The organism is Massilia phyllosphaerae (assembly GCF_034659755.1).
GTDB classification, from domain to species: domain Bacteria; phylum Pseudomonadota; class Gammaproteobacteria; order Burkholderiales; family Burkholderiaceae_D; genus Telluria; species Telluria phyllosphaerae.
In genome coordinates, this window is the sequence record NZ_JAXSQX010000001.1 from 896,798 (window position 1) to 909,077 (window position 12,280).

General features: G+C 64.4%; 10 protein-coding genes. 7 read left to right on the forward strand and 3 right to left on the reverse strand.

Annotation, left to right across the window (positions count from 1 at the left end):
- Positions 1-83 precede the first annotated feature (83 nt).
- Positions 84-3,317, reverse strand: coding sequence for an Rne/Rng family ribonuclease (locus tag U1H99_RS03930; protein ID WP_323140446.1), 3,234 nt, complete (start codon positions 3,315-3,317; stop codon positions 84-86).
- A gap of 607 nt (positions 3,318-3,924) precedes the next feature.
- Here U1H99_RS03930 and U1H99_RS03935 point away from each other — a divergent pair.
- Genes U1H99_RS03935 through U1H99_RS03950 form a run of 4 tightly spaced genes read left to right on the forward strand, consistent with a single transcriptional unit; the run spans position 3,925 to position 7,086 of the window.
- Positions 3,925-4,977, forward strand: a complete 1,053-nt coding sequence (locus U1H99_RS03935) for an RluA family pseudouridine synthase (RefSeq protein ID WP_323140447.1) — start codon at positions 3,925-3,927, stop codon at positions 4,975-4,977.
- A gap of 43 nt (positions 4,978-5,020) precedes the next feature.
- Positions 5,021-5,680 (forward strand): HAD-IA family hydrolase, encoded by a 660-nt coding sequence (locus U1H99_RS03940; protein ID WP_323140448.1) that lies wholly within the window; start codon positions 5,021-5,023, stop codon positions 5,678-5,680.
- Positions 5,677-6,054 (forward strand): Rieske (2Fe-2S) protein, encoded by a 378-nt coding sequence (locus U1H99_RS03945; RefSeq protein WP_323140449.1) that lies wholly within the window; start codon positions 5,677-5,679, stop codon positions 6,052-6,054. The genes U1H99_RS03940 and U1H99_RS03945 overlap by 4 nt, the downstream gene beginning before the upstream one ends.
- A gap of 30 nt (positions 6,055-6,084) precedes the next feature.
- The gene (locus U1H99_RS03950) at positions 6,085-7,086 is read left to right on the forward strand and encodes a S49 family peptidase (protein ID WP_323140450.1); all 1,002 of its coding nucleotides are present in this window, start codon (positions 6,085-6,087) and stop codon (positions 7,084-7,086) included.
- Positions 7,087-7,327: 241 nt separating this feature from the next.
- Here U1H99_RS03950 and U1H99_RS03955 read toward each other — a convergent pair whose 3' ends face one another.
- On the reverse strand, positions 7,328-7,588 hold the full coding sequence (locus U1H99_RS03955; protein WP_323140451.1) for a hypothetical protein: 261 nt from the start codon (positions 7,586-7,588) through the stop codon (positions 7,328-7,330).
- A 376-nt stretch (positions 7,589-7,964) separates the two neighbouring features.
- On the opposite strand from U1H99_RS03955, the gene U1H99_RS03960 reads away from it, so the two are divergent.
- The 3 genes from U1H99_RS03960 to U1H99_RS03970 all read left to right on the forward strand — a co-directional run bounded on the left by U1H99_RS03960 (position 7,965) and on the right by U1H99_RS03970 (position 11,004).
- Positions 7,965-8,681 (forward strand): pseudouridine synthase, encoded by a 717-nt coding sequence (locus tag U1H99_RS03960; RefSeq protein ID WP_323140452.1) that lies wholly within the window; start codon positions 7,965-7,967, stop codon positions 8,679-8,681.
- 170 nt (positions 8,682-8,851) lie between these two features.
- Positions 8,852-9,991 carry a phospholipase A gene (locus U1H99_RS03965; RefSeq protein WP_323140453.1) on the forward strand — a complete coding sequence of 380 codons (1,140 nt, stop codon included), beginning with the start codon at positions 8,852-8,854 and terminating at the stop codon, positions 9,989-9,991.
- A 32-nt stretch (positions 9,992-10,023) separates the two neighbouring features.
- A complete protein-coding gene (locus U1H99_RS03970) occupies positions 10,024-11,004 on the forward strand; it encodes a fumarylacetoacetate hydrolase family protein (RefSeq protein WP_323140454.1) in 981 nt (326 codons plus the stop codon).
- A 76-nt stretch (positions 11,005-11,080) separates the two neighbouring features.
- Here the strand turns inward: U1H99_RS03970 and U1H99_RS03975 are convergent, their stop codons facing one another.
- Positions 11,081-12,205: a hypothetical protein gene (locus U1H99_RS03975; RefSeq protein ID WP_323140455.1), complete on the reverse strand. Its 1,125-nt coding sequence runs from the start codon at positions 12,203-12,205 to the stop codon at positions 11,081-11,083.
- Positions 12,206-12,280: the final 75 nt, after the last annotated feature.

Below are 12,280 nucleotides of genomic sequence, written 5' to 3' on the forward strand. Positions count from 1 at the left end.
GGGAGTAATAAAAAAGGGAAGCCGGAGCTTCCCTTTTTTATTTCAACAAGCCTTGTTCAACAAGTCTTGCTTACTGGCGCATATTACTGGCGCGTATCGACCTGGATCAGCGGCTCGTCGACCGGCGGCGGTGCGACCTTGCGGGCACGGCCGACGCGGACCGGGGCCGCTGCCTGGGCGGCGGCTTCCTGGGCGGCGCGCAGCTTTGCCGGGTCGGTCGCGGCCAGGGTCAGGCCGGCCTGGGCCAGGGCTGTATCGATGTCGGCCGGCGCGGCGGCCGGGGCGCTTGCCGGGATCGGTGCCGGTGCCGGCGCCGGCGCCGCCGTGACAGCCTGGACTGCCGGGGCGGTGTCCACCGGGGTGGCTACCGCGGCCGGTGCTGCTACCGGTGCTTCCACTGGCGCAACTGCTGGGGCTGCAGCGGGCGCAGGCTCGGCAGCAACCGGTGCCGCGACAACCGGTGCCGCAGCAACTGGAGCAGCCTCGGCCGGCGCAGCAGGCGCAGCGTCAACCGGTGCCTCGGCAGCGGCAGTGCGTGCCACGGCGTCCGCCACCGACTTCGAGGTCGGGAACGGCCACGGTGCCTGGGCCGAAGCGGCTTGCGGCTGTGCCACCGGCGCGGCCTTGGCGGCCTTGGCCGCAACGGCAGCCGCAGCAGCTTCGGCCTCGGCCGCCTGCTCGGCGGCAGCCTTGACCGCGGCGGCTTTTACCGATGCGGCGGTCGGGAAGGGCCACGGACCCGTGTCGGCGACCTTGGCCGCTTTCGGCTCGGCCTTCTTGCGTGCGGCCCGGGCTTCGGCCTGGACCTTGGCGGCTTCCTCGTCGGCCACCGGCGTGAAGGCCGGGGTGGCGTCGCCGTCGATGCCGTCCTGCTCCATGCCCTCGACCTGGTCGCGGTCGCGGCGGTTGCGGTTGCGTCCGCCACGGCGGCGGCGGCGGCGCGGTTCGTCGCCGTTGGCGTCGAGTTCGTCGGCATCGCCGTTCGGGCCGATTGCCGTGACCGATTTCACGACTTGTTGCTGGACGATTTCCTGCTCGCCATCCGGACCGGTGGTGGCCACGGTGACGGTCGTCGCCGACGTTGCCTGGACGATACTTACCTCGTCCAGCTTGGCTTCGATCGCCTGCTGGGTGCGCTCGGTACGCTCGGTACGTTCACGCGGCTGGCGCGGTGCGCGTTCCTGGCGCTCGCCACGCTCGGCGCGTTCGCCACGCTCCGGACGCTCGGTGCGCTCGGCACGTACTGGCGCCGCCGCGGTCTGGCCCTGGGCGTCGACGGTCTCGCGCGGTTCGCGCGGTTCACGGCCTTCGCGTGGCGGACGCGGCGGGCGCGGCGGACGCGCCGGCTTGCCTTCGAGGTCAACCGGCTTGACGCTGTCCTCGCCCGGCGCGGCTTTCGCGACCTGCTCGCGCTCGTCGCGCTCGCGGCCCTTGCCGTTGCCGTTGCCGTTGCGGCCGCCGCGCGCGTTGCGCTGGCCGCGGCCATTGCGGTCGCCGCGTTCGCCTGCAGCGGCCGGGGCCGGTTCAGCGGGCTTGGCCGGGGCCACCGGGGCCGGCGGCGGCGTCACCGGTGCCGGCTCGCCGAAGAAGAAACTGCGCAGCTTGGCAAAGAAACCTTGCGGCGGCGGCGGCGGGGTGAATACCGGTTCGGCAGGGGCCGCAGGTGCAGGTGCAGGCTCGGGCTTGGCCGGACGCTCAACCACCGGTGCCGGCTGGGCCGGGGTGATCGACTTGACCACGGCTTCCTGGCGCGGCTTGGCTTCTTCCTTCTGGCGCTTGGCGTAAGCCATGTCGGTTTCGGTCGACTCGGCCAGGGTATAGCTGGCGGCGGCGTCTTCCAGGCGCGGATCGTCGACCTTGATGCGCTCGAGCTTGTAGTGCGGGGTCTCGAGGTGCTTGTTCGGGATCAGGATGACGGTGATGCGGTGGCGGTTCTCGATCTTGAGGATCTCGCCGCGCTTCTCGTTCAGCAGGAAGGCGGCGACGTCGACCGGCACCTGCACGTGGATGGTCGCCGAGTTTTCCTTCATCGCCTCTTCCTGGATGATGCGCAGGACTTGCAGGGCGGACGATTCGGTATCGCGGATGTGGCCGGTGCCCGAGCAGCGCGGGCAGGTCACGTGCGAGCCTTCAGACAGCGACGGACGCAGGCGCTGGCGCGACAGTTCCATCAGGCCGAAGCGCGAGATCTTGCCCATCTGCACGCGTGCACGGTCGTGGTGCAGGGCGTCCTTCAGGCGCTGTTCGACTTCGCGCTGGTTCTTGGCGACTTCCATGTCGATGAAGTCGATCACGATCAGGCCGCCCAGGTCGCGCAGGCGCAGCTGGCGCGCCACTTCGTCGGCCGCTTCGCAGTTGGTGTTGAAGGCGGTGGTTTCGATGTCGGAGCCGCGGGTGGCGCGCGCCGAGTTGACGTCGATCGAGACCAGGGCTTCGGTGTGGTCGATCACGATGGCGCCGCCGGACGGCAGCGGCACGGTGCGCGCGTAGGCGGTTTCGATCTGGTGTTCGATCTGGAAGCGCGAGAACAGCGGCACGTCGTCGCTGTAACGCTTCACGCGGTGCGCCATGTCGGGCATCACGTGGCTCATGAACTGCTGGGCCTGGTCGTAGATCTCGTCGGTATCGATCAGGACTTCGCCGATGTCAGGCTGGAAATAGTCGCGGATGGCGCGGATGACGAGCGAGGATTCCTGGTAGATCAGGAACGGACCCGGCGCCGACTTGCCGGCGCCTTCGATCGCGCGCCACAGCTGCATCAGGTAGTTCAAGTCCCACTGCAGCTCTTCGACGTTGCGGCCGATGCCGGCGGTGCGGGCAATCACCGACATGCCTTGCGGCAGGTCCAGCTTGTCCATGGTTTCGCGCAGTTCCTGGCGCTCTTCGCCTTCGACACGGCGCGACACGCCGCCGCCGCGCGGGTTGTTCGGCATCAGGACCAGGTAGCGGCCGGCCAGCGAAATGAAGGAGGTGAGGGCGGCGCCTTTGTTGCCGCGCTCCTCTTTCTCCACCTGCACCATGATTTCCTGGCCTTCACGCAGGGCTTCCTTGATGGTGCAATTGCGGACATCGACACCGTCACGGAAATACGAGCGGGCGACTTCTTTGAAGGGGAGGAAACCGTGGCGGTCTTCGCCGTAGCTGACGAAGCAGGCTTCGAGGGAGGGTTCGATGCGGGTGATGACACCCTTATAGATATTGGACTTGCGTTGCTCGCGACCAGCGGTCTCGATATCGATGTCGATCAGTTTTTGGCCGTCGACAATCGCTACGCGCAACTCCTCTTGCTGCGTAGCGTTAAACAACATTCGTTTCATTTTTATAGACTCCGCGACCCGAGGGCCGTTCTCATGTACAGGGATGTACGCGGGGAGCGGAGTGTTGGCGGTGGTATGCCCGGAGCGTGGCACGGCTGGCCGGCCACAGGGCGCAAATGGCATCGAACGTCATTGCCGCGCGCATAGCTGTCCTGCAAGGCCCGGGCGGCCCGATCGGGGCGGCGCAGGGGGTCTTCAGGCAGTGCGGCACGGGCCGGATTTAGCCGGCGAACACTTCATGGATCGCGCCAGGCGATAAACCAGCCTCGGCGTCCAGGATTCCACGAAGGTGACTGCTAACAAATCCGGCGGAAACAGCAAGCGTTATCGACGCCATTACCCGGCGAGCCTACCTGTACGGGACCTGAGGTTCCGGTAGGCTTTCCGGTACTTATCCTTTAATTCCAAACAATCCTATCCTGCAATCCTGTGCGCTGCCCGATTACAACTGCGGTGCAACCCTGGTTCGCACAGGAATGTGCGTACACGTTAGTTTCCATCGAATTTGCATCTTAGCGAGGCCGATGGACACGCCCCTGTGTAAAATATCGTTTTAATTCTTACACCAGCAGAGGTTTGACCGCCGCCTGTCGATTATATATTCAAAATGAAGGACTTAGAGAGAATTTCTGGGAAGACAGAGCGAATGACCTTGCAAAACGATGTTGTTCCCCCTTCATCACAGACAGACAGCCGCCCCGCCGCCACTGCACAGTTCGTCACGATCACCGAGGAAGAAGCCGGCCAACGTATCGATAACTACCTGCTACGTGTTTGCAAGGGTGTGCCAAAAAGCCATATCTACCGCATCCTGCGTTCCGGCGAAGTCCGCGTCAACAAGGGTCGTATCGACCAGTTGTACCGTTTGGCGACAGGTGACCTGGTGCGTATCCCGCCGATCCGCATCGCCGAAAAGGCCGCCGGCAGCGCGCCGGTACCGGGTGCCGAGTTCCACATCGTGCACGAAGACAATCACCTGCTCGTGATCGACAAGCCGGCCGGCGTCGCCGTGCATGGCGGTTCGGGCGTGTCGTATGGCGTCATCGAGCAATTGCGTGCTGCGCGTCCGGAGGCCAAGTTCCTGGAACTGGTGCACCGTCTCGACCGCGAAACCTCGGGCTTGCTGTTGCTGGCCAAGAAACGCTCGGCCCTGACCAATTTGCACGAGCAGATGCGCGACGGCAAAACCGACAAGCGTTATCTGACCCTGGCCGTGGGTGACTGGAAAAACCCGCGCCAGCATGTGAAATTGCCGCTGCATAAGTACACGACACCGGACGGCGAACGCCGGGTGGTGGTCCAGGCCGGCGGCCAGGAATCGCATACCGTGTTCAACCTGCTGCGCAAATGGAAAGAGTTCGCGCTGCTCGAAGCGGAACTGAAGACAGGGCGCACGCACCAGATCCGCGTGCACCTCGCTTCCAGCGGCTTCCCGATCGCGGGCGACGAGAAATACGGCGATTTTGCATTGAACAAGCAGCTTCAGAAGGCAAGCGACACGCGCGGCGCCTTGCGGCGGATGTTCCTGCACGCTTACCAGATCACCTTCCAGCACCCGGAAACGGGCAAGCCGATGACCCTGAAGGCGCCACTGCCGGCGGAATGCGATCGTTTCTTGGTAAGCTTGGGACAACCCATTAATGACAACAACAAACGCTGACACGGCGACATGAGGAGCGGGTGCCTACCAGGCGCCGTATAACATGGCAAGAAAGCAATTCGACCTGATCGTCTTCGACTGGGACGGGACGCTGATGGACAGCACCGCCACCATCGTCAAATGTATACAGTCGGCCGCCAAGGATCTGGGCTTGCCGGTGCCGAGCGACATGGCGGCGGCGCACGTGATCGGCCTAGGGCTGTCGGAAGCGATGCAGGCGGCCATGCCGAATATCGATCCGGCCCTGTACCCGCGCATGGCGGAACGCTATCGCTACCATTTCCTGACAAAAGACCACGAATTGGTACTGTTTAAAGGCGTGCGGCCGATGCTCGAAGAACTTTCGCAGCAGGGCTATTTCCTGGCGGTTGCCACCGGCAAAAGCCGGGTCGGCCTGAACCGTGCCTTGAACGCCACCGGGCTGCTGTCGACCTTCGATGCGACCCGTTGTGCCGACGAGACATTTTCCAAGCCGCATCCGGCCATGTTGCAGGAATTGACACGGGAACTGGGCCAGGACATGCGGCGCACCGTTATGATCGGCGACACGACGCACGACCTGCTTATGGCCAATAGCGCCGGTGCATACGGCATTGCGGTCGAGTATGGCGCGCATCCGGTGCAGCAGTTGCAGGCATGTCACCCCGTATTCACGGCAAAGAGCGTGCCCGAGCTGCACGATTGGCTGGTCGAGAACGCATGAGCACCCCGGAAGGATTGTTCGTCTGCGCATCGGGCGACCTGCTCGATGGCGGGCTGGGGGTGCGTTTTCCAGTCGTCGCCTTCGGCAGCGAGGCGACCGGCTTTGCCGTGCGCTACGGCGGCAAGGTGTATGCCTACCTGAACCGCTGCGCCCACGTCCCGGTCGAACTGGATTGGTTCAAAGGCGAATTTTTCGAATCGGGCAAGCTGCACCTGATGTGCTCGACCCATGGCGCGATCTATGTCCCGGACACCGGCGTCTGTGCCGGCGGCCCCTGCCGCGGCGGCAAGCTGCGGCCGATCGGCGTGCACGAGGTCGAGGGCGACGTCTACTGGCAGCCGGATCAATTTATCCGGCCGCCTGCCGCCCAGTAATAAAGCGAGTGCGATACTGAACAGGCATTTATGAGCGATAACACCCGTAACGACAACCCGAACGAGCCGCGCCCGTCCGCGCCGGCCACGTTCAACAACTGGGAACGCGACACCCTCGAGCGCCTGGTCTTTGCCACCGTCAGGGAACAGCGGGCGGCGCGGCGCTGGGGCATCTTCTTCAAGCTGTCCTTCCTGGTACTGGCATTTTTCTCGATCTGGGCTTATTTCGACTTCAATTTCGGCACATCCGACATCGAATCGCTCGGGCGTCACACGGCCCTGATCGAAATCGAGGGTTCCATCGACGAAGAAGGCAGCGGCGCCGCCGACACCGTGATCCCGTCGCTGAACAAGGCCTTTTCGGATGCGGGCTCGGCCGCGGTCGTGCTGCGCATCAACAGCCCGGGCGGTAGTCCGGTCCAGGCCGGCATCATCGTCGACGAGATCCAGCGCCTGAAACGCGGCTATCCGAACAAGCCGCTGTACGTGGTGGTCGACGAGATCTGCGCCTCGGGCGGCTATTACATTGCCTCCGCCGGCGACAAGATCTTCGTCAACAAGGCCAGCATCGTGGGTTCGGTCGGCGTGCTGATGGATGGCTTCGGCTTTACCGGGCTGATGGACAAGCTGGGCGTGGAGCGGCGCCTGCTGACCGCGGGCGAAAACAAGGGCTTCCTGGATCCGTTCAGCCCGCAGTCGGACAAGCAGAAGCAGCACGCACTGAGCATGCTCAACGAAATTCACGAGCAATTCATTGCCGTGGTGCGCGCTGGCCGTGGCAAGCGCCTGAAGGAAAACCCGGAAATCTTTTCCGGACTGTACTGGACCGGCGCCAAGGCGGTCGAGATGGGCCTGGCCGACGGTTTCGGCACGGTCGATACTGTGGCGCGCGATGTCGTGAAAGCGGAAGACATCATCGACTACACCGCGCATGAAGGTTTGCCGGAGCGCGTGCTGAAGAAATTCGGCGCTTCGGTAGGGGCGGGGGCGGTGAAATCGGTCTATCGCGGCGCGGTTCCGAGCCTGCGTTGATCAATTTTCCTTGAAACTTATGCGAAGTGGGCTATAGTGAAGACGTAGGGCGTTCGCAAGTCGGCAACAGCCAGCCGGTCAACCATCCCATCGGCAAACTGTCCGGCCCCTTCTACGCTGCTGCAACCCGCGACATGCGGTTCAGAGAGATCTTCATTCCTCGAAGCTGGAATCCCTCAGGGGAAAAAACGACGGCGCAAGCCGTCGTTTTTATTTGGTGCAGACGCAGCAATCGGGCATCTTATTTAGCGCAGTCGCTGTCCTGGGACACGCGGCAGCGCGTGATGTCGTACCAGGCAGGGTTGCGTGTGGCCTCGGCAGCGGGAGCGGGCGCGGCGGCAGGACGATGCCCGTGCGATGCGTCCCGGGTAGCGCTATCAGCATGGTCGGGATCGTGCAGGTGGAAACCGCCCGCCTCGATCCAGGCCTGGAAGCGCGCCTGGGCTTCGTCGTACCACGCGGCACGTGCTATATGATGGGCGCACGAGTGAACGTGAGGCACATCCCCGCCATACATCCAGCGCGCCAGCGCGAGCTGGGCAGGAAACAGGGATGAATGGGACTGGGCCGCTGTCGCACCGCAGCTCGTGGCAACGGTTGCAAGCGGATCGATGCATCCTTGGGGTTTTTTGATCTGCACTATTACCTCATCTCTCGGTTAATTTTCTGACGGGTAGCTCTCTCACATTCCTAGGTTTCGTAGTCTTCTACGCGAGGAGTGTAGGGCAATTCCTAACGTAGATTCAGTGTATCGACGAGATTCTGAACGCACTTGATGTTTGTCAAACGAGTTCTTGTTGTCCTTCCATACTGTTGAGTTCCTTGGTTTTTCGGCTTGCGCCTGCCCTGGCCGTCCCGCTTCTGTTACAGTCTCGCCCATGAGTAAATTATCCCTTGACCGCGTGCTGCAATCGCAGGGCTTTGGCACGCGCAAGTACTGCCGTGCACTGATTGAGGATGGCGACGTTGCCGTCAATGGCGACGTCGTCGACAACTACAAGACCCTGGTCGAGACGGATGGCCTGGTGCTGACCGTATTCGATGAAGAATGGGTGTATCGCGAACACGTCTATATTGCGCTGAACAAGCCCGCCAATTTCGAATGCTCGCGCAAGCCGAGCCACCGCCCCGGCGTGCTGACCCTGCTGCCGGAACAATTCACCTGGCGCGACGTGCAACCGGTCGGCAGGCTCGATCACGACACGACCGGACTGTTGCTGATTTCCGACGACGGCCCCTTCAACCACGCCCAGTCCTCGCCCAAGCGCCATATCTCGAAGGTGTACCAGGCCACGACTCAGGAGCCGGTAACGCCGGCGCTGGTCGAGCAGCTGCTGGCCGGCGTCCAGTTGCACGACGAGCCGGCGCCACTGAAAGCCCTGTCCTGCGTACAGCGCGGCGAACACCAGCTGGAAATCGTGCTGGAGCAGGGCAAATACCACCAGGTCAAGCGCATGTTGGCGGCGGCCGGCAACCACTGTGCGGCGCTGCACCGCTCGCAGATCGGTGGCCTGACCCTCGAATCGCTCGGCCTGGCGGAAGGCGAGTGGTGTTTCCTGGAGCAGGCGCAGCTGGATCTCCTCGTGCCCGATTAAGGGCGGCCAATAAGGACGGTCGGGCGCCACGCGCTCGCGCCTGCCCACGCCGCCATCTGTCCTGGATACTGGCGTGCGACGCCCTTGGCGTTTTTCCGCGACACTCGTCATCTATCTCTTGTCAATCTTGCATTCAAGTGGACAAGAGCCTGCTCAAACACGATGACGATATGGCTGCGACACACACACGACTTCTCCCTCTACTGCCGCTGCTGGTGCTGAATTCCGCACTGGCGCAGCAAGCCCAGCAGATCCAAGCGACCCAACAAACCGATGGCGGACTGGCCGGTTGCGCCCGCATCACGGAGGCCGGCCAGCGCCTGGCCTGCTACGACCGTCTCGCCGGTGCCATGCCGCCTGTAGCCGGGCCCAGCACGGCAGCCGGCACGGTCCCCGCTGCGGTACCGGCAATCGGCGCTACGACGCAGCCCGCCATTCCGCCAGCCACCTCGTCGGTCGCGCAAACCGACCCGGCAGTCGAAGCGGCACTCGATCTTTCGCCCGAGAAGACGCGCGGCTTCAGCCTGGCCGATCATTGGGAACTGGACCAGGCGCACAAGCGTGGCGTGTTCAATTTACGGCCGCACCATGCGAATTACCTGATGGCGACACGCACGGCGCACCCCAATAACGAACCCTACCGTCCGTTCCAGGACCTGGGCGCCCTGGCCAACACGAATCTATCGCACTCGGAACTGGTGTTCCAGCTCGGCTTCAAGATGAAGCTGGTCGAGGACGCGTTCAAGAAACCGGTCGACCTCTGGTTCGGCTACACCCAGAACAGCTTCTGGCAGGCGGGCAACCACGAGGCGTCCAGCCCCTTCCGCGAAACCAATTACCAGCCCGAGCTGATGGCGGTGACGCCGCTGAACTTTAATATACTCGGCATGCATGCCAGCTTCTTTAACCTGGGCCTGGTTCACCAGTCGAACGGACAGGCGGGATCGTTGTCGCGCAGCTGGAACCGGACCTATGCCCAGGTCGGCCTGGAGCGCGGCGGCTGGACCGTCGTCGGCCGCGTCTGGAAGCGCGTGAACGAAGCGGCCAACGACGACAACAACCCGGACATCGTCGACTACATGGGCCGCGGCGACGTGGTCGTCACCTACCGCAATAACGGCCACGATTATTCGGCCCTGGTGCGGCGCAATTTCTCGACCGAGAAGGGCGCGGTGCAGCTCAGCTGGGCCTTCCCGCTGGCCGGCCATGTCAAGGGCTATACGCAGTACTTCTCGGGCTATGGTCAGAGCATGATCGACTACAACTACTACCAGAACGTGGTCGGCGTCGGACTGCTGGGCACCTTTTAAACAGGGCAGGGCGCTGCGCTAGAATAGCGCCCATGAAACTTGCCACCCTCAAGGACGGATCGCGCGACGGCCAGCTGGCCGTGGTCGCGCGCGACCTCAAGACCGCCCACATCGCCGACGGCATCGCCCCGACCCTGCAGGCGGCGCTCGACGACTGGCCCTTCATCGCGCCGCAGCTCGACGCCCTGTACGCCGAGCTGAACGCCGGCCGTGCGCGGCGTCCCTTCGAGTTCGATCCGGCGCGCTGCATGGCGCCGCTGCCGCGCGCCTTCCAGTGGGTCGACGCTTCGGCCTACCTCAACCACGTGGAACTGGTGCGCAAGGCGCGCGGCGCCGAGATGCCGCCTTCGTTGCACGACGACCCGCTGATGGTCCAGGGCGGCAGCGACGATTTCCTGGGCCCGCTGGACGACATCGTGCTCGCGCACGAGGAGTGGGGCATCGATTTCGAGGCCGAAGTGGCGGTGATCACCGGCGACGTGCCGATGGGCGCCACGCCGGACCAGGCCCACGGCCAGATCCGGCTCTTGATGCTGGCGAACGACGTTTCGCTGCGCAGCCTGATCCCGCCCGAGCTCGCGAAAGGCTTCGGCTTCCTACAATCGAAGCCGGCGACTGCCTTCTCGCCGGTGGCCGTGACCCCGGACGAGCTGGGCGACGCCTGGCGCGGCGGCAAGGTCCACCTGCCGCTGCGCTCGGCCTGGAACGGGCGCCCCGTCGGCCAGCCCGACGCCGGCGTCGACATGGCCTTCAATTTCCCGCAATTGATCGCCCACCTGTGCAAGACGCGCAAGGCGCGCGCCGGCAGCATCGTCGGCTCGGGCACGGTGTCGAACCGGGATGTATCGAAGGGCTACTCCTGCATCGCCGAGCAGCGCTGCCTGGAGACCATCGAGCACGGCGAGCCGGTGACGACCTTCATGCGTTTCGGCGACACGATCCGGATCGAGATGCTGGACGAGGCCGGGAAATCGGTGTTCGGGGCGATCGAGCAGACTGTCAAACTGCCGTAGGGTGGACGGCTATACTGCACGGTTTGCGTGACGGTGGCGACGACGCCGTCCACGCGTCAGCCTGTGGTTGCATATATTACTTGCGAGCCTGTTCGGTACCGCCCCAAAACGCCCCACCCACGGCGTCGCCCCGCAAATCCACCTCCACCGGCGCCGTCATGCGCCGTACCGTATCCGCCAGCCGCAATGCGCCGTTCGGCTCGTGCAGGCGGTACCACAGGAAAGCCACCCCGGCCAGCCGCAGCCGCTGACCGCTGAACAGGTTGTCCTTCACGATCGTCATGCCCTCGAGCCGCAGGTCGAAATCGAGCACCAGCATGTCGCGCGTGCGCGCCGCATACCCGAGGTAGCGTGCGGCATTGAACAGCGGACTGCGCTCGCCGGTTTCGCCGGCCCGGAGCGAATCGATGAAGGCGTCGGCACTCTTGAGCAGGGTGCCGCCGACCGCCGCCAGCGCCGCCAGTTCCTTTTTCTCGTCGCCCTTGGCCGCGTCGGCCAGCCGCTGCACCAGGGCGGTCCGGTTGGCCAGCTCGCCGCGCTGGGTGGCCAGGCTGCGCACTTTCGCCAGCAGGCTGTCGTAGGGCTTGGCGTCCAGTTCGCCCAGATAGCCGGCGCCGAGTCCGGCGACCTTGTCCGGACACTGGCGCGCCAGCGCCGTGACGAACAGGCTGCGCGCGCCTTCGCCATAGGCCAGGCCCTCGACGCCGACGTCGGTCTTGAACAGCGCCGACAAGTCGGCCGCGGCGCGCAGGGTCGCCGGCACCGCGCTCAAAGCTGGCAGGATCAGGCCAGCCTTGCTGCCCTGGGGCGCATGGGCGTCGATGGCCTGCTGCAGCAGCTTGTTCTGGCGGCCGAGGTCGTCGCCGAAGCGCTCGATGGCATCCTGCACCAGGCGGGCGGCCAGGATGCCCTGGGTGGCGCCCGGTTCGTAGACGCTGGTTTTCCTGTCGGCGGGGAGAGCGCTGCAGACGTCGCCGGCCAGCTGGCGCGCAAGGTCGAAGGCCTTGACCAGGCCGGCGGCGCCGAACTGGCGCAGCTCGACGGCGCCGGACAGGGGTTTCGAGGTGGCTGGCGGCAGGCGAGCGAGAAGTTCGGCGCGTTCGGCTGCGGCGATGGCGGCGCGGGTTTCGGCGTCTTGCCTGGCTTGAAGGGCGTCGTCGTAGGCGTGCGCGGCCGAGGCTGGACAAAGCAAGGAAAGCATAGTCAGCGTGGAGCAAAGCACAGCACGCGTCGAAATCATCGTCGTCAACGTCATTCTCCTACTATTCGTAGAGCC